Source organism: Nonomuraea sp. NPDC051191, assembly GCF_044455665.1.
Lineage (GTDB): Bacteria > Actinomycetota > Actinomycetes > Streptosporangiales > Streptosporangiaceae > Nonomuraea.
The window spans coordinates 448,750-466,072 of sequence record NZ_JBITEZ010000008.1; the positions used below are offsets into that span (position 1 = coordinate 448,750).

Below are 17,323 nucleotides of genomic sequence, written 5' to 3' on the forward strand. Positions count from 1 at the left end.
GAATGACGGACGTTTTCGCCGGCCACAGGGAGCTGCTGTTCTCCATCGTCTACAACATGCTCGGCAGCGTCTCCGACACCGAGGACGTGCTCCAGGAGACCTGGCTGTCGTGGTCGTCGAGAGATCCGGACGAGATCGGGAACCCGCGCGCCTACCTGGTGCGCATCGCCGTGAACCAGGCGCTCGCCCACCAGTCGGCGCTGCGCCGCCGCCGCGAGACCTACGTCGGGCCGTGGCTGCCCGAGCCGCTGGTCACCGCGGCTGACAGAGCAGCCGACAGAGCAGCCGACAGGGCGGCCGACGGGGCGGAGGAGGTGGTGCGGGGCGAGTCGGTGTCGCTGGCGCTGCTGGTGGTGCTGGAGACGCTGACCCCGCTGGAGCGGGCCGTGTTCATCCTGCACGAGGTGTTCGCCTTCCAGCACACCGAGATCGCCGGCATGCTCGGCCGCAGCCCCGCCGCCGTACGGCAGGTCGCGCACCGGGCCCGCGAGCACGTCCAGGCCAGACGGCCGCGCAACCGGGTGGACGCGCACGTCCAGCAGGAGGTGACCGAACGGTTCGTGGCCGCGGCGTTCGGCGGCGACCTCGACGCGCTGATGGAGCTGCTGGCGCCGGAGGTGACGTTGTGGGCCGACGGCGGCGGCAAGTCGGTGGTGGGCGGCCCGCGTCCGGTCCGGGGCCGGGACAAGGTGGCCCGGCTGCTCGTCGCGCGCACCGCCCAGCCGATGGAAGGGTTGGACATCCAGTACAGAGAGACCAACGGGGACCCCTCGGCGGTGGTGTTCGTGGAGAACGCGCCGTTCGCCGTCATGGTCGTGGACCTGACCCCCGACGGGTCGCAGGTGCGCGACATCTACACGGTCGCCAACCCCGACAAGCTCTCCAGGGTGCGGAAGGAGCCATGATCTAGGCGTGAGACCTACAGCCCGCCAGGTGGCCGAACTGGCGAACGTGTCCGTGGCGACCGTCTCCTACGTGCTCAGCGGCCGGGACCGTCCCGTCGGCGCGGAGACCAGGAAACGGGTGCTCGACGCCGCCAAACAGCTCGGCTACACCCCCAACCAGGCCGCCCGCAGCCTGCGCCGGCGCAGCACGCAGCGGGTCTGCCTGGTGCTCGGCTCGCTCGGCGGGGTGCCCGCCGACGAGCGGCTGGCCGCCGACCTGCACGACATGGCCGACGCCCGCGGCTACTCGGTGGTCACGCTGGCCGTCTACTCGCCGGCCCGCGCCCGTTCCGCGGTCGACGTGCTGCTCGGCGGCATCGCCGACGGCGCGCTGTTCAACGTCACCGGTGACCATCTCACCGGCGACCTGCTGGCCGAGCTGGCCGCCGCCGGGCTGCCCATGGTGGCGCTGCGCAACGAGGAGGTGCCCGAGGGCTGCGACGTCGTGCGCACCCCCGAGACGGAGGCGTGCGCCGAGGCGGTCGAGCACCTGGTGGCCGGGGGACGGCGGCGGATCGCGTTCATGGGCCAGCGTTACGAGCTCTACCGCGACCGGCCGGTCGGCCGCCTGCTGGGCTACACCACGGCCCTCGACCGGCACGGCGTCTCCGACCGGATCATCACCTCCGGCGCGGACGACCGGGTCTCGGCCTACCAGACCGCCGCCGAACTGCTGCGCTCGCCCGACCGTCCCGACGCGGTCTTCGCCGCCTCCGACCGGGCCGCGATCAGCGTCATCTGGGCCGCCCGGGACGCGGGGCTGCGCGTCCCCGAGGATCTGGCGGTGGTCGGCGTCGGCAACATCGACGAGGGGCTCATCAGCAACCCGCAGCTCAGCACCGTCGGCCCGCTCAGGCACGACTACACCGACGTCGTACGCCTGCTCTTCGACCGGCTCCAGGCCGAGGAGCCGCCACCCGGCCGGGAGATCGTCCGGCCGTGGCGGTTCCTGCGCAGGGGATCGTCCTAACCGACGGTCTCGGGCACCGGGCTCTCGACGGGCGCGGCGGCGGCGCGGGCCCGCAGGCCGAACGCGGTCACCAGCACGGCCACCACCGCGGCGGCCACCGGGACGACCAGCGCGATCCGGAGCGAGTCCAGGGTCGGCGCGGTGCCCCCGCCGAGCGCGGCCACGTTCACGGCGGTCACCGCCGACAGGCCGAGCGCGGTGCCGAACTGCATCGCCGTGTAGAGCAGGCCGCCGGCCAGGCCCTGCCGGTCCTCGTCCACGCCTTCGGTCGCGGCCATGGTCAGCGGGCCGTACGTCAGCGAGAAGGCCAGGCCGAGCAGGAGCATGGTGGGCAGCATGGCGGCGTACGTCCAGTCCGGGCCGACCGGCAGGAACAGCGCGTACGCCAGCGCCGACAGCACGATGCCGCCGAACAGCACCCGGGCGTTGCCGAACCTGTTCACCAGGCGCGGCGTGAGCGTGGGCGCCAGGACCGTGTCGATGCCGATCACCAGCATGGCCAGGCCGGTCTGCAGGGTGCTCCAACCGCGCACCTCCTGGAGGTAGAGCGTGGCCAGGAACTGGAACCCGGCGAACGAGGCCAGGAACAGCAGCGCGCCCAGGTTGGCCCGGACCAGCGGCCCCGAGCGCAGGATGTCCAGCCGGACCAGCGGGTTGGCCGAGCGGCGTTCGATCAGCACGAACAGGGCGAGCAGCAGCAGCCCGGCGGCGAACGTCGCGAGCGTGACGCCGGAGCCGTCGGCGGGCGCCTCCAGGCGGACCACGCCGTACACGAGCAGCAGCATCGAGCCGGTGATGGTCAGCGCCCCGGCCAGGTCGAACGAGCCCCGCGCCCGTTCGCCGGAGTCCTTGACCAGCGGGACGGCGGCCAGCAGGATCACCGCCGACAGCACCACGGGGGCGAAGAACACCCAGCGCCAGCCGATCGAGGCCAGCAGGCCGCCGGCGACCAGGCCGAGCGAGAAGCCGCCGGCCGCGGTCCCGGCGTAGACGCCGAGGGCCTTGGTGCGCTGCGGGCCCTCGGGGAAGGTGCCGGTGACCAGCGCCAGCCCGGCGGGCGCCATGAACGCGGCGGCGACCCCCGTGACGAACCGGGCGAGCAGCAACATCCACCCCTCGGTCGCCAGGCCGCCCAGGCCGGAGAAGAGCAGGAACACCGTCATCCAGGTCAGGAACATGCGGCGGTGCCCGAGCAGGTCGGCGGCCCGTCCGCCCAGCAGCATGAACCCGCCGTAGCCCAGCACGTACGCGCTGACCACGCCGCTCAGCGTGCCGGTGGACAGGCCGAGGTCGGCGCGGATCGACGGCAGCGCCACGTTCAGCATGGCCACGTCGATGCCTTCCAGGAAGACGGCCCCCGCCAGGACGAACAGCGCGCTCCACGCGCGTGCGCCCATGCGCTCGTTCGAGGGAGACATGGGAGACATGATGCATTCCTTCCACAAGAGTCGGTTCCTTCTTGTAACCAGCAGCATTTTTGGTGACTATTGGGACTCATGGAAGACGGAACTTCGATGTCACTCGGTCACTGCGGGGATACCGACTACGACGTGCTGCAATGGGACCAGCGGGAGGACTGCGAGGTCAGGCAGATCCTCGACCGGGTCGCCGACAAGTGGTCGCTCCAGGTGATCGCGCTGCTCGACCGGCGCAGCCTGCGCTTCACCGAGCTGCGCCGCATGATCGACGGCGTGAGCCAGCGCATGCTGACCAGGACCCTTCGTCACCTGGAACGCGACGGCCTGGTGAGCCGTACGGTCCATGCGACCGTGCCGCCCCGCGTGGACTACGCGCTGACGCCCCTGGGCGGCACGTTGCACGCCACCATCCGCGCCCTGGTCACCTGGACCGAGGAGCACCAGGGCGAGATCGCCGCCGCCCGCGCCGCCTACGACGTGCGCGTGGCGGGCGAGCAGGAGGCGGCGGCGGAGGGGGCGGCCGAACGCGACGCCGTCGCGCGCGGCGTGCTCGCGGGCATGCGCTGACGGCCGTGGCGGTCGGCAGCCGTCAGCCTCAGTGGCCGGGTGAGTGCCGGGGAGCGTGCTTGGGCGCGTGTCCCGGCGCCGCCGGGGTGGTGGTGGCGGCCGGGCCGGCGGGGGGCTGGGACGCGTTCTGCTTCACCGGCACGATCACCCGCACGGCCCCCGCGTCGCGGAAGACGAAGGTCATGGGCACGGAGGGTCCGCGTACGCCGGTGACCGTGCCGAGGGGCTGCTCGTTGGTGCCCACGGGCTGGTCGGGCCGGATGTCGGTGGCGGCGCCGGAGAGCTGCACCGAGCCGCCGCCGTCGACGGTGATCTGCTGGAGCTGGTCGGGCTTGTGGCCGTCGTTGATCAGCACGGCGTAGAGGGTCTGCTCGGAGGCGGGCGAGACGGGCGAGGCCGCCTGGCCGGAGGCGGCCCGGAGGTGGGCGTTGCGCACGTGCAGGACGCCCTTGGCGTCGGCGTTCGCGCCGTCGTTCTGCGGCAGGTGCTGCCCCGTGTCGAACCCGGTGTTCGTGCAGCCCGTGGCGACCAGGGCCAGGAGCGCGGCACAGCTGATGGGACGCTTCACGACGCCCTCCCCGTTCGGTACACACCGTCATCGTTCCGTTACCCGTCATGATGGAGGCGAACCCTTGGCGAAACACCAATTTTCCTACCGGAAGTGTGGGAGAATGGAGCATGGGATTGGACCGGACCCGCTCGCCGAGTGAGCGCGCCGAGACTCCGCTGACCGCCGCGATCATGGCGGGCCGCTGGATCCGCACCGCCGCCGTGGACGACGGCCGAGGCCGTCACTGGCGTGCCAACCCCGACCCCCGGGGCAGGTCGGCCGCCGCCGGCGACTCCGCCTCCCTGTACGCGGGCGCGGCCGGCATCGTGCTGTTCTTCCTGGAACTGGCCGCCGCGACCGGCCACGAGGCGTACCTGGACGACGCCCGCAGGGGCGCCCGCTACCTGGCCGCCACCTGGCGCGAACGCGCCGACCTGTCCCTCTACCACGGCCTGACCGGCACCCTCGTCGCGCTCATCGAGGCGGGCTGGGCCTTCGGCGACGGCGTCTTCGAGGAGGAGGCCGTCGCGGTGGCCGACGCGATCGTCCGGGCCGCGCGCCCGCTCGACGGCGGGCCCGGCTGGACGCGGGAGCCCGCACAGCGCGGCGATGGCGGGATCGTGCTGGGGCTGCTCCAGGCGTCGGCGGCGCTCGGCGTGCCGGGCTATGCGGAGACGGCCGTGGCGGCGGGCGAGCGCATCGCCGGGCTCGCCGTGCCCGGCCACCGCTTCGGCGACTGCGCCGACCTGCCCCTCGACGCCGTCACCCCGGGCTTCCTGTCCGGCACGGCGGGCACCGCCTTCCTGCTGGCCAGGCTCTTCGGCGTCACGGGGGAGCGGCGCTTCCTGGAGGCGGCCGCCCGTGGCGCGGGCTTCGTGCGCGAGGTGAGCGCGGTGGCGGGCAGGTGCGCGGTCGTCCCCCACCACGTGCCGCAGGGGCGCGAGCTGCACTACCTGGGCTTCTGCTCGGGCTCGGCGGGCGTGGCCCGGATGTTCTACGAGCTGTACCGGGTGACCGGCGACCCCGGCCACCTCGACTGGGTCGAACGGCTCGCGCACGGCGTCGTCGAGAGCGGCGCCCCCCACCGGCAGACCGACGGCTTCTGGAACGTGGCCTGCCAGTGTTGCGGCGCGGCCGGGCTGCTCGAACTGTTCGTCGGCCTGTGGGCGGCGACCGGCGACGAGGCCCGCCTTGAGCACGCCCGGGTGCTCGCCGAGCACCTCATCGGACGCGGCGACAACCACGACGGCCAGGGGTTCCGCTGGTACCAGGCGTACCGGCGGCTGCGTCCGGGCGAGGTGAGCGCGGACACCGGGTACATGGTCGGCGCGGCCGGCATCGGGGCCGCCCTGCTGCACCTCGACGCGGCCCTGCAGTCCCGGCAGGCGCGCCGGGTCATCCTGCTGCCGGACAACCCTTTCCCGGCGATCCCGGTGCCGTCCGCCAAACTTCGCGATTCATCCCAATAGGTATTCCCTTTAAAACCAGTAGGGAATATTGACTTCCGGCTTGCGGCGGCCTAGCGTCGTGGGCATGAGCCAGGGCACTCTCCTGACCAGGCGCCCGCACGTGGACTTCGGCCACGTCGCCAGCGCCCAGTGTCGTTGATCACGGACCAGCAGCCGCCCGCCTTCCCCCGAGCGCTCCAGCGTGGCCGACGCCGTCCACGACTCCGCTGACGAATCCCCCTCTCCGTGCCCCCTTCCCGGCGCTCCCGGCCCCGCCGCCGGGAGCGGCGTGAGCACGCCCTCTCTCCCGTGAGGAGCCTTTCCGTGATCGCATTCCGACCTGTCCGCCCGTCCCGAGCCCGCCGACCTGGCAGGGCCGGCGCATGACCGACACGCTGCCCGACCAGCAGGCCGTCGGCGCGGACGTGTTCCGCCAGGCGCTCGCCGTGCACGCCAGCGGAGTGGTGGTGATCACCGCGCAGAGCGACGGCATCCCCGTCGGGCTCACGGCCACCTCGTTCTCCTCGGTCAGCCTCGATCCGCCGCTCGTCTCCTTCTACGTCGACCAGTCCTCGACCACCTGGCCGTGGCTGCGCGGAGCCGACCACTTCGCGGTCAACATCCTGGCCAGCGACCAGGCCGAGCTGGCGGCGCGGTTCGCGCGCAAGGGAGTGGACCGGTTCGCCGCGCCCACGCGATGGAGGGCCGGGCCGCTGGGCGCGCCGCTGCTCCAGGACGTCTCCGCGCACCTGATCTGCCTGCCGTACGAGACCGTCGAGGTCGGCGACCACGTGCTGGTCGTCGGCCTGGTGGCCGAGGCGGCCACGCACAACGCCGGCCGTCCGCTCCTCTACCACCAGGGCCGGTTCGGCCGCTTCCTACCCCACCAGGAGAACCTGTGACCGCCACCACCGGCACGCCGGTCTACGCCGGCCCGCTCGACCGCACCGCCTACGGCCAGTACGGCCCCGGCCGCCTGCACCTGTCGTCCGGCTGGGACCGCCCGATCTACCCCTTCCAGGACCGCATCACCGCCGACGGGACCAGCGGCTACCGCGCCGAGCCCGGCCGCTATCACCTCTACGTCGCCTGGACCTGCCCCTACGCCCAGCGCGCCGTGATCGTCCGCAAGCTCAAGCGCCTGGAGGACGTCGTCACGCTGTCGTACGTGGACGACGAGCGCGACGGCCGCGGCTGGGCCTTCAGGGAGCGCAGGGGCCCGGACCCGGTCAACGGCTTCACCCTGCTGGAGCAGGCGTACGACGCCACCGAGAAGGGCTACCCGGGCCACATCTCGGTGCCCGTGCTCTGGGACAGGGCGCGGCGCAGGATCGTCAGCAACAACTTCCCCGACATCACGATCGACCTGGCCACCCAGTTCGAGAAGTGGGCCGACACCTCGGTCGACCTCTACCCCGAGCACCTGCGGGCCGAGATCGACAAGCTGAACGGGTGGATCTACCACGACGTCAACACCGGCGTCACGCGGGTGGCCCCCGCCGGCACCGAGGCCGCCCGCGAGGAGGAGCGCCACCGCGTCGTCTCGGCCCTGGAACGCCTGGACGAACGCCTGGCCGAGCAGCGCTTCCTGACCGGTGACACGATCACCGAGGCGGACGTGCGGCTGTGGGTGACGCTGGCCAGATTCGATGCGCTGCACAACCGCGACCACCTCGTCAGCGAGCGCGAGCTGCCCGACTTCGAGCACCTGTGGGGCTACGCCCGCGACCTCTACCAGCGCCCGGCGTTCGGCGAGACCATCGAGGGCCTGCCCGACGCCTGGAACACGCCGCACGGGCGGGGCCGGTGACGCGCAAGAGGCAGGTGCACCTCGCCGCGCACTTCCCCGGCGTGAACAACACCACCGTGTGGGCCGATCCCCGGTCGGGGAGCCAGATCGACTTCGCCTCGTTCGTCCACCTCGCCAGGACGGCCGAGCGCGGCACGTTCGACTTCTTCTTCCTGGCCGAGGGGCTGCGGCTGCGCGAGCTCAAGGGCCGCGTCCACGATCTGGACGTCGTGGGCAGGCCCGAGGCGCTGACCGTGCTCAGCGCCCTGGCCGCGGTGACCGGACGGCTCGGGCTCGCGGGCACCGTCAACGCCACCTTCAACGAGCCGTACGAGCTGGCCAGGCGGCTGTCCACGCTCGACCACCTGAGCGAGGGCCGGGCCGCCTGGAACGTGGTGACCACCTCCGACGCCTTCACCGGCGAGAACTTCCGCCGCGGCGGCTTCCTCGACCGCGCCGACCGGTACGAGCGGGCCGCGGAGTTCGTCCGGCTGTCGCGCGAGCTGTGGGACTCCTGGCAGCCGGACGCCGTGCTCGCCGACGCGGACACGGGCCGCTTCCTGAGGGAGGGCGCGATCGGCACGGTCAGCCATCGGGGCAGGCACTTCACCGTCGAGGGCCGGTTCACGCTGCCGCGCGCCCCGCAGGGACACCCGGTGATCATCCAGGCCGGCGACTCGGACGACGGCCGCGAGTTCGCCGCCGCCCACGCCGACGTGATCTTCACCCCGCACGGCAGGCTGGAGGACGGCAGGCGCTTCTACGCCGACGTCAAGGGCCGCCTGGCCAGGTACGGCCGCGAACCCCACCAGCTCAAGATCATGCCCGGCGTGACGTTCGCGCTGGGCGACACCGAGGAGGAGGCCACCGAGAACGCGGCCCTGATCCGGCGGCAGCAGGTCGGGCCGCAGACCGCGATCGCGTTCCTGGAGCAGGTGTGGGGGCGGGACATGTCGGCCTTCGACCCCGATGGACCGTTCCCCGACGTCGAGCCGGACCTGTCCGAAGGCGTCTCCCAGGGACGGGTGCCGATCAAGGACCGCGCCGAGGTGGCGGCCAAATGGCGGGCGCTGGCCGGGGAGAAGGGGCTGAGCATCCGCGAGCTGGTGATCGAGGTGACCGGACGGCAGACGTTCGCCGGCACCCCGCAGAGCGTGGCCCGGCAGATCGACGAGCACGTGCAGGCCGAGGCGGCCGACGGCTTCATCCTCGTCCCGCACCTGACCCCCGGCGGGCTGGACGAGTTCGTGGACCGCGTGGTGCCGGTGCTGCGGGAACGCGGCGTCTTCCGCACCGAGTACACCGGGACCACCCTGCGCGAACACCTGGAGCTGTCATGACACTGCACCTGGCCGTGGCGCTGGACGGCGCGGGCTGGCACCCCGCCGCCTGGCGCGAGACCCCCGGCGAACGGCTCTTCTCGGCCGGCCACTGGGCGGGGCTGGTCGCCGAGGCCGAGCGCGGGCTGCTCGACTTCGTCACCGTCGAGGACGCCCTCGGACCGCAGTCCACCCTGCCCGACGGCCCCGACGACCGCACCGACCAGGTGCGCGGCCGGTTCGACGCGGTGCTGCTGGCGGCCCGGCTGGCGCCGCTCACCACCCGGATCGGCCTGGTGCCGACGGCCACCACCACGCACACCGAGCCGTTCCACGTGGCCATCGGCATCGCCACGCTCGACCACGTCAGCGGCGGCCGGGCGGGCTGGCGGCCGCAGATCTCGGCGCGGGCGAGCGAGGCGGCCCACTTCGGCCGCCGCCGGTTCCCCCCGATCGACCAGGTGCTGAACCGGCCCGGCGGCGTGGACCTGTCGGCCGACCCGCACGTGCGCGCCCTGTTCGCCGAGGCCGCCGACGCGGTGGAGGTGGCCCGGCGGCTCTGGGACAGTTGGGAGGACGACGCCGAGATCAGGGACGTGGCCACCGGCCGGTTCATCGACCGGGACAAACTCCACTACATCGACTTCGAGGGCGGGTTCTTCTCCGTGAAGGGGCCGTCCATCACGCCCAGGTCGCCGCAGGGGCAGCCGGTGGTGGCCGCACTGGCCCACGCGCGGCTGCCGTACGAGTTCGCCGCGGCGAGCGCCGACGTCGTCTTCGTCACGCCGCGCTCGGCCGAGCACGCGCGGGACATCGTCGAGGAGGTCCGGGGCCTGTCCGGCACGATCAAGATCTTCGCCGACCTGGTCGTCTTCCTGGGCCCGGACGCGGCCCGGCGCAAGGCGCGGCTCGACGAGCTGGACGGCGCCGAACTGGCCTCCGACGCGGCGATCTTCACCGGGAGCGTGGCGGAGCTGGCCGGCCTGCTGCTGGAGTGGCGGCGGGCCGGGATCGAGGGGTTCCGGCTGCGGCCGGGGGCGGTGCCGTACGACCTGGAGCGGATCAGCCGGGAGCTGACGGCCGAGCTGCGCGGGCGCGGGGCCTTCAGGAGCAGGTACGAAGCCGGGACGTTACGCGGGCTCCTCGGCCTGCCGCGCCCGGCGAGCAGGTACGCGGAGGTGTCATGAAATTTCTCGGCATCACATTGATCGTCCACAACGACGGCAGATCACCGACGGAACGTTTCCGCGAGGTCGTCGAGAACGCCGTGCTCTTCGAGGAACTCGGCTTCGACGGCTACGGCGTGGGCGAGCGGCACGAACGGCCCTTCATCTCCTCCTCGCCCCCGGTCGTGCTCAGCCACATCGCGGCCCGGACGTCCAGGATCAGGCTGTTCACCGCGGTCACCACGCTGAGCCTGCTCGACCCCGTCCGCGCCTACGAGGACTACGCCACGCTCGACCACCTGTCCGGCGGCCGGCTCGAACTGATCGTCGGCAAGGGGAACGGCGCGGCGCAGGCCAAGCTCTTCCACGTCACCACCGAGGACCAGTGGGAGCGCAACCGCGAGTCGTACGAGCTGTTCCGCCGGCTCTGGCGGGAGGACAGGGTCACCTGGGAGGGCAGGTTCCGCCCCTCGCTGACCGACGCCGAGACCTGGCCGCGTCCGCTGCAGAAGCCGATCAGGGTCTGGCACGGCAGCGCGACCAGCAAGGAGTCGGTCGACCTGGCCGCCCGCTACGGCGACCCGCTGTTCTCGGCCAACGTCACCAACCCCATCGAGCCCTACGCCGAGCTGATCGACCACTACCGCGAACGCTGGGCGCACTACGGCCACGACCCCGCCGACGCGCTGGTCGGGGCGGGCACCGCGGGCTACTACGCGGCCCGCACCTCGCAGGAGGCCGTCGCCGTCTACCGGCCGATCTACGAAGCCCGCCTGGAGACGTTCCGGCGGGTCGGCGTGGAGCCGGTCTTCCCCACCCTGGAGGACGCCATCGAGCGCAGCTCGATCCTGGTCGGCAGCCCGCAGCAGATCATCGACAAGGTGCTGCGCTACCACAAGCGTTTCGGGCACGAAGTCATGCACCTGCAGGCCGACGCCGACGGCCTCACGCCGGGGCAGCACCGGGAGACGCTGGAGCTGTTCCAGGCCGAGATCGCGCCGGCGTTGCGCAAGGAGATCCCCAGCCGTCCGTTCCCGGGGAGCGCGTCATGAGCCTGTCCATCCTCGACCTGGCCCCCATCAGCTCGGGCGGCACCGCGGGCGAGGCGCTGCGCAACACCATCGACCTCGCCCGCCGCGCGGAGGAACTCGGCTACGTCCGTTACTGGCTGGCCGAGCACCACTTCGCCCGGGGCGTGGCCGGCTCGGCCCCCGCCGTGCTGATCGGCCTGGTGGCGGCGGCCACCGCGACGATCAGGGTCGGCTCGGGCGCCGTACAGCTCGGTCACCAGACGCCGGTGTCGGTGGTCGAGCAGTTCGGGGTCATCGACGCGCTGCATCCGGGACGGCTCGATCTGGGGATCGGGCGGTCAGGGCAGCGCAGGACCGAGCCGGCCCCCGCGCGGCCGCCTGGCCAGGAGGCCAGGGTGGTGGACGGGCTGCTCATCCCGCCGCCCTTCGACTGGTCGCGGCTGGCCAAGGTGCCCCGCCTGGCCTTCCAGGCGAGCCTGCTCCAGCAGCCCGGAGCCGTCACGCCTGACTTCGCCGACCAGATCGACGAGGTGCTGGCGCTGCTCAAGGGGACCCACGAGGCGCACGTCGTGCCGGGCGAGGGAGCCGACCTGCGGGTGTGGATCCTCGGCAGCAGCGGCGGGCAGAGCGCCCAGGTCGCGGGGGAGCGCGGGTTGCCGTTCGCGGCGAACTACCACGTCAGCCCGTCCAGCGTGCTGGAGGCCGTGGAGGCGTACCGGGAGGCGTTCAAGCCGTCGGACGAGCTGGCCGAGCCGTACGTGATCGTGTCGGCCGACGCGGTGGTGGCCGAGGACGAGGCCAGAGCGCGCGAGCTGGCCTCGCCGTACGGGCTGTGGGTGCGCAGCATCAGGACCGGGGAGGGGGCGATGCCGTACCCGACGCCGGCGGAGGCGGCCCGGCACGTCTGGACCGACGCCGACCGCGCGCTGGTCAAGGACCGGATCGACACGCAGTTCGTCGGCACGCCGGAGACGGTGGCCGAGCGGCTGCGGGTGCTGCGCCGGGTCACCGGGGCCGACGAGCTGCTGGTCACCACCATCACCCACGACCACACCGACCGCGTGCGCTCCTACGAGCTGCTCGCCGAAGCCTGGGAACGCCCGTGAAGCGCCTGCCCGCCGTCCTGCTGGCACTCGCGCTGGCCGCGTGCGGCGCCCAGCGACCCGCCGAGCAGGCCCCCGGAACCTCCCTGACCTGGGCGATCGAGACGCAGCCGATCACCCTCAACCCCCAGCAGTGGGCCCAGAACAAGGTCCGGCTGCTGGTGTTCAACCAGTTCGACGCGCTGCTCTCGCGGGCCGAGGACGGCACCTTCCACCCCTGGCTGGCCACCTCGTGGAAGGCGTCGGACGACGGCCTGACCTACACCCTCGACCTGCGGCGGGACGTGACCTTCCACGACGGCACGCGGTTCGACGCCGCCGCGGTGAAGGCCAACCTCGACCAGTTCCGCGTGCCCGGCTACAACCCGGCCGTCTCGGCGATCCAGTTGCGCGCCTTCGACCAGGCCGAGGTGGTCTCGCCGTACACGGTCAGGATCACGCTCAAGGAGCCCGACGGGCTGTTCCTCGACTTCCTCGCCTCCCCGTACGCCGGGCAGGTCTCGCCGGCCTCGCTCAAGCACGCCAAGGACCTCAAGTTCGGCGGCACGGACCTGGTCGGAACCGGGCCGTTCATCCTCGACCGGTACGTGCCCGGCCAGGAGATCCGCTACCGCCGCAACCCCGCCTACAAGTGGCCGCCCGCCGGGGCCGCGCACCAGGGCCCCGCCTACCTCTCCGAGCTCACCTACCGGTTCCTGCCGGAGGCGGCGGTCCGGGTGGGCGCGCTCACCTCGGGGCAGGTGCAGGTCATCGAGGGCGTCCCGGCCACCGACGTCGAACTGATCAAGAAGGACCCCGACCTGGCCCTGCGCACGTCGCTCAACGCCGGCACCTCCTTCTCCTACTACTTCAACACCGGCCGCGCCCCCTTCGACGACCAGCGCGTGCGCGAGGCCTTCCGCGAGGCCGTGGACGTGGACGCCGTCCTGCGGTCGGTCTACCAGGGCACCGCCACCAGGGCGTGGAGCGTCGTCGGCGAACGCAGCCCGTTCTACGACGCCACCCTGGAGAAGGCCTACGGCGGCGACCCGGCCAGGGCGAACGCGCTGCTCGACGCGGCGGGCTGGCGGCAGCGCGACGCCGAGGGCTTCCGGGTCAAGGACGGCAGGCGGCTCACCGTGCGCACGGTCGCCTCGGCGCCGTTCGTCCGCGACCGCCGCGACATCCTCGCCCAGGCCGTCCAGGCCCAGGTCAAGCAGAGCGCGGGCATCGACTTCCAGGTCAAGATCGTCGATCAGGGCAGCGCGCAGAAGGCCGTGGAGGAGAACGAGTACGAGATCTTCGAGAACTCGCGCGGCGACCCCGACGTCGGCGCGGCGCTCAACCTCATCCTGCCGGGCCAGGGCGCGATCAACCGGACCCACTTCACCGACGAGCGCGTGGACAAGTGGCTCGCGCAGGCGTCGGCCAGCTCCGACCAGGCCAGGCGCAAGGAGCTCTACGCCAAGGTCCAGCAGGCGGTGGTGCGGGAGAAGGCGATCGTGTTCCCGCTCTACGTGCCCGCCGACCAGCTCGCCGCGCGCAGGAGCGTGCAGGGGCTCGGCTTCGATCCCGCGTCCGGCACGCCGGCCGGCGCCTACGACGTACGGATCGGGACGTGATCCGACGACTCGGGACCGGGCTCGCCGTCCTGTGGGCGGCGGCCACGGCCTCCTACCTCGCGCTGCTGCTCGCCCCCGGCGACACCGTGGACATCCTGATCGGCGATGGGGCCGACACGCCGGAGATCCGGGCGCGGATCGTCCAGGAATGGGGGCTCGACCGGCCGGAGGTCGTCCAGTACCTGTCCTATCTGTGGCGGTTGCTGCACGGCGACCTCGGGCGCTCGTACCGGCTCCAGCTCGGCGTCGGCGAGGTGCTGGCCACGCAGATCCTGCCGACCGCGCAGCTCACGCTCGCGGCGGCCGGGGTCGGCGTCGCGCTCGCCGGGGTGATCGCGATCGTCACCGCCGGGCGCGGGCGGCTGCCGCGCGGCGTGGCCTCGCTGGCCGAGCTGGTGTCGGTGTCGGTGCCGCCGTTCCTGATCGGGATCGTGCTGCTGTCGGTGTTCTCGTTCACGCTCGGCTGGTTCCCGGTGTCGGGGGCGGCGGGGCCGCTCGCGCTCGTGCTGCCCGCGCTCTCGCTGGGGCTGCCGATCGCGGGCGTGCTCGGCCAGGTGCTGCGCGGCGGGCTGGAACGGGCCCTGGAACAGCCGTTCGCGGTCACCGCCAGGGCCCGCGGGCTGACCGAGCGGGCGCTGGTGGCCAGGCACGCGCTCAGGCACGCGCTGATCCCCGCCGTGACGCTGGCCGGCTGGTTCACCGGCACGCTGCTCGGCGGGACGGTGATCACCGAGGTGCTGTTCGGGCGTCCCGGGCTCGGGCGGGTGGCCATGGAGGCCGTCACGGGGCAGGACATGCCGGTGGTGATGGCCGTCGTGCTGCTGTCGGCGGTCGCGTACGTGACCATCAGCACCCTGCTCGACCTGGCCTACCGCGTCATCGACCCGCGGATGAGGGGCTGAGCGGCGATGAGCGCGCCGGTTCTCGCGCTCCCGCGCCGCCGCCCGTCCGCCGCCGCGCTCCGGACGGCGGCGCCGGTCCTGCTGCCGGTCCTGCTGCTCGCCCTGCTCGCGCTGGCCGTGCTGGCGCCGGGGCTGCTCGCCGGGGCGGACCCGCTGGCCGCCGACCCGCTCGGCGCGCTGTCCCCGCCGGGCGGCGCGCACCCGCTCGGCACCGACCATCTCGGCCGGGACGTGCTCGCCCGCGTCGTCCACGGCGCCCGGCACTCGATCAGCATCGGCGTCGGGGCCACCCTGCTCGCGGTCGTGACGGGCGCGCTGCTCGGGCTGGCCGCCGGGCTGTCGCCGAAATGGCTGGACGAGGCCCTGGCCCGCTCGTTCGACGTGCTGTCCACGCTGCCCGAGCTGCTGCTCGCGCTGCTCGTCGTGGCGATCACCGGGCCGGGCACTGTCAACGTGATCCTCGCGATCGCCGTCGCGCAGATCCCCAACTACGCCCGCGTGGTCCGCGCCCAGACCTTCGTGGTGCGCCGATCGGGGTACGTGGAGCAGGCCCGCACGTTCGGTCGCCCGCCCGCGGCGATCACGTTCGGGCACGTGCTGCCGAACGTGCTCGGGCCCGTCCCCGTGCTGGCCACGATCGGGCTCGGCACGGCGGTCATCGCGGGCTCGGGGCTCAGCTTCCTCGGCATGGGGCCGCAACCGCCGGCCGCCGAATGGGGGGCGATGCTCTCCGAGGGCCGCAACTACCTGCGCGTCGCCTGGTGGGAGGCGCTGTTCCCGGGCCTGGCGATCACGCTGACCGTGGTCTGCCTGACCGTCGTCGGACGCCGGCTGCAACGCCGTTTCGAAGGGAGGACCCCATGACCGCCGTCCGGGACGAAGGCACCGCGCCCGCCGTGGCCCGGCCCGCCGGCTCCGCGCTGGTCGCCGTGGAGGACCTGCGGGTGAGCTTCGGCGACGCCGAGGTCGTCCACGGGATCTCGTTGTCGGTCGCGGCCGGGGAGTGCGTGGCGATCGTGGGGGAGTCGGGGTCGGGCAAGAGCGTCACCGCGCGCACCCTGCTGGGGCTGACCGGGCCGGGCTCGTCCGTGACGGCCTCGGCGTTCACGGTCGCCGGGCGGGACGCGCTCGCGTTCGGCGAGCGGGAGTGGCGGCGGCTGCGCGGCCGGTTCGCCGGGCTGGTGCTCCAGGACGCGCTGGTCTCGCTCGACCCGCTGCGCACCGTCGGCGCGGAGATCGCCGAGGTGCTGGCCACGCACGACGTCGTGCCCCGCGCCCGGCGCGCGGAGCGGGTGCTCGACCTGCTGGCGGCGGTCGGCGTGCCGGAGCCCGCCCTGCGGGCCCGGCAGCGGCCGCACCAGCTCTCGGGCGGGCTGCGGCAGCGCGTGCTGATCGCCTCGGCCATCGCGGCCGACCCCGAGCTGATCATCGCCGACGAGCCCACGACGGCGCTCGACGTCACCGTGCAGGCCCAAGTCCTGCGGCTGCTGGCCGAACGCAAGGCGGCCGGCACGGCGTTGCTGCTGATCAGCCATGATCTGGCCGTCGTGTCCTCGATCGCCGACCGTGTCCTGGTGATGAAGGACGGCCGGGTCGTCGAGGAGGGCCGGACGCGGGACGTGCTGGGCGCCCCGGCCCACCCGTACACGCGCACGCTGCTGGCTGCCGTGCCGTCGGCGGCCTCCCGGGGCTCCCGGCTCACCGCCGGCCCGCCCATCGCCGTACGCGAGCCGGACCCGTACGCCCGGGTGCTGGCCGGCACGGGCCTCACCCGCGCGTACGGGCGGCGGGTGGTGGTCGACCACGTCTCCTTCACCCTGCACGAGGGCGAGACGCTGGGCGTCGTCGGCGAGTCCGGCTCCGGCAAGAGCACGCTCGCCCGGCTGGTCCTGGCCCTGCTGGAGCCCGACGCGGGCCGGGTCAGCCTGCACGGACGCCCCTGGAGCGACCTGCCGGAGAGCCGCCGCCGCCCGCTGCGGCCCCGGATCCAGCTCGTCTCGCAGGACCCGCTGGGCTCCTTCGACCCCCGCCACACCGTGGGCCGCCTGGTCGCCGAGCCGTTGCGGCTGCCGCGCGGCGAACGCCGGGCCCGCGTGCTCGACCTGCTGGCCCGGGTCGGCCTGCCGCCGGGGACGGCCGGCCGCCGTCCCCGCGAGCTGTCCGGCGGCCAGCGTCAGCGCGTGGCCATCGCGCGGGCCCTGGGGCCCCGCCCCGACGTGCTGGTCTGCGACGAGCCGGTCTCCGCGCTCGACGTCTCGATCCAGGCGCAGGTGCTCGACCTGCTCGCCGGGATCCAGGCCGAGGACGGCACGGCGATGGTGTTCATCTCCCACGACCTGGGCGTCGTGCACCACGTCAGCCACCGCGTGCTGGTCATGAAGGACGGCCAGGTCGTGGAGGAGGGCGAGGTCGGCGAGGTGTTCACCCGCCCGCGTCACGCCTACACCGAGGCCCTGGTGGCTTCGGTGCCACGTTTGCTGTAGCCTTTTCCTACTTTTTAGGTATGTTTTGTCTG

The 17,323-nt window shown here is 73.2% G+C and carries 16 protein-coding genes; 14 read left to right on the plus strand and 2 right to left on the minus strand.

Features of this window, described 5'->3' with window-relative positions:
* The first annotated feature begins 2 nt into the window (after window positions 1-2).
* Window positions 3-905 carry an RNA polymerase sigma factor SigJ gene (sigJ, locus tag ACIA8R_RS25490; protein WP_364086609.1) on the plus strand — a complete coding sequence of 301 codons (903 nt, stop codon included), beginning with the start codon at window positions 3-5 and terminating at the stop codon, window positions 903-905.
* A gap of 7 nt (window positions 906-912) precedes the next feature.
* Window positions 913-1,914, plus strand: a complete 1,002-nt coding sequence (locus ACIA8R_RS25495; RefSeq protein ID WP_397040720.1) for a LacI family DNA-binding transcriptional regulator — start codon at window positions 913-915, stop codon at window positions 1,912-1,914.
* On the opposite strand, the gene ACIA8R_RS25500 is transcribed toward ACIA8R_RS25495, so the two are convergent.
* A complete protein-coding gene (locus ACIA8R_RS25500) occupies window positions 1,911-3,332 on the minus strand; it encodes an MFS transporter (protein WP_357702839.1) in 1,422 nt (473 codons plus the stop codon). The two genes, ACIA8R_RS25495 and ACIA8R_RS25500, sit on opposite strands and share 4 nt — an antisense overlap.
* 78 nt (window positions 3,333-3,410) lie before the next feature.
* Between ACIA8R_RS25500 and ACIA8R_RS25505 the strand changes: the two genes are divergently transcribed.
* A complete protein-coding gene (locus ACIA8R_RS25505; protein WP_364086614.1) occupies window positions 3,411-3,899 on the plus strand; it encodes a helix-turn-helix domain-containing protein in 489 nt (162 codons plus the stop codon).
* A 28-nt stretch (window positions 3,900-3,927) separates the two neighbouring features.
* Here the strand turns inward: ACIA8R_RS25505 and ACIA8R_RS25510 are convergent, their stop codons facing one another.
* Window positions 3,928-4,467: a hypothetical protein gene (locus ACIA8R_RS25510; RefSeq protein ID WP_364086616.1), complete on the minus strand. Its 540-nt coding sequence runs from the start codon at window positions 4,465-4,467 to the stop codon at window positions 3,928-3,930.
* Between the two features lie 110 nt (window positions 4,468-4,577).
* Here ACIA8R_RS25510 and ACIA8R_RS25515 point away from each other — a divergent pair, with 110 nt between their 5' ends.
* From ACIA8R_RS25515 to ACIA8R_RS25565, 11 genes are all read left to right on the plus strand, one after another.
* Window positions 4,578-5,918, plus strand: coding sequence for a lanthionine synthetase LanC family protein (locus ACIA8R_RS25515; RefSeq protein ID WP_357702833.1), 1,341 nt, complete (start codon window positions 4,578-4,580; stop codon window positions 5,916-5,918).
* A 362-nt stretch (window positions 5,919-6,280) separates the two neighbouring features.
* Window positions 6,281-6,799: a flavin reductase family protein gene (locus ACIA8R_RS25520; protein WP_357702831.1), complete on the plus strand. Its 519-nt coding sequence runs from the start codon at window positions 6,281-6,283 to the stop codon at window positions 6,797-6,799.
* Window positions 6,796-7,707: a glutathione S-transferase C-terminal domain-containing protein gene (locus ACIA8R_RS25525; RefSeq protein WP_397040723.1), complete on the plus strand. Its 912-nt coding sequence runs from the start codon at window positions 6,796-6,798 to the stop codon at window positions 7,705-7,707. Before ACIA8R_RS25520 ends, ACIA8R_RS25525 begins: the two co-directional genes overlap by 4 nt.
* Window positions 7,704-9,026, plus strand: coding sequence for an NtaA/DmoA family FMN-dependent monooxygenase (locus ACIA8R_RS25530; RefSeq protein WP_397040725.1), 1,323 nt, complete (start codon window positions 7,704-7,706; stop codon window positions 9,024-9,026). The genes ACIA8R_RS25525 and ACIA8R_RS25530 overlap by 4 nt, the downstream gene beginning before the upstream one ends.
* A complete protein-coding gene (locus ACIA8R_RS25535) occupies window positions 9,023-10,192 on the plus strand; it encodes an LLM class flavin-dependent oxidoreductase (protein WP_357702825.1) in 1,170 nt (389 codons plus the stop codon). The genes ACIA8R_RS25530 and ACIA8R_RS25535 overlap by 4 nt, the downstream gene beginning before the upstream one ends.
* Window positions 10,189-11,223, plus strand: a complete 1,035-nt coding sequence (locus ACIA8R_RS25540) for an LLM class flavin-dependent oxidoreductase (protein WP_357702823.1) — start codon at window positions 10,189-10,191, stop codon at window positions 11,221-11,223. Before ACIA8R_RS25535 ends, ACIA8R_RS25540 begins: the two co-directional genes overlap by 4 nt.
* Complete coding sequence (locus tag ACIA8R_RS25545; protein ID WP_397040727.1) at window positions 11,220-12,308, plus strand: LLM class flavin-dependent oxidoreductase; 1,089 nt, start codon at window positions 11,220-11,222, stop codon at window positions 12,306-12,308. Before ACIA8R_RS25540 ends, ACIA8R_RS25545 begins: the two co-directional genes overlap by 4 nt.
* A complete protein-coding gene (locus tag ACIA8R_RS25550) occupies window positions 12,305-13,906 on the plus strand; it encodes an ABC transporter substrate-binding protein (RefSeq protein WP_397040729.1) in 1,602 nt (533 codons plus the stop codon). Before ACIA8R_RS25545 ends, ACIA8R_RS25550 begins: the two co-directional genes overlap by 4 nt.
* A complete protein-coding gene (locus tag ACIA8R_RS25555) occupies window positions 13,903-14,808 on the plus strand; it encodes an ABC transporter permease (protein WP_364086627.1) in 906 nt (301 codons plus the stop codon). The genes ACIA8R_RS25550 and ACIA8R_RS25555 overlap by 4 nt, the downstream gene beginning before the upstream one ends.
* 6 nt (window positions 14,809-14,814) lie before the next feature.
* Entirely contained in the window at window positions 14,815-15,672 is an 858-nt protein-coding gene (locus tag ACIA8R_RS25560; RefSeq protein WP_397040731.1) for an ABC transporter permease, read from the plus strand.
* Window positions 15,669-17,291 (plus strand): dipeptide ABC transporter ATP-binding protein, encoded by a 1,623-nt coding sequence (locus ACIA8R_RS25565; protein ID WP_397040733.1) that lies wholly within the window; start codon window positions 15,669-15,671, stop codon window positions 17,289-17,291. Before ACIA8R_RS25560 ends, ACIA8R_RS25565 begins: the two co-directional genes overlap by 4 nt.
* Window positions 17,292-17,323 lie beyond the last annotated feature (32 nt).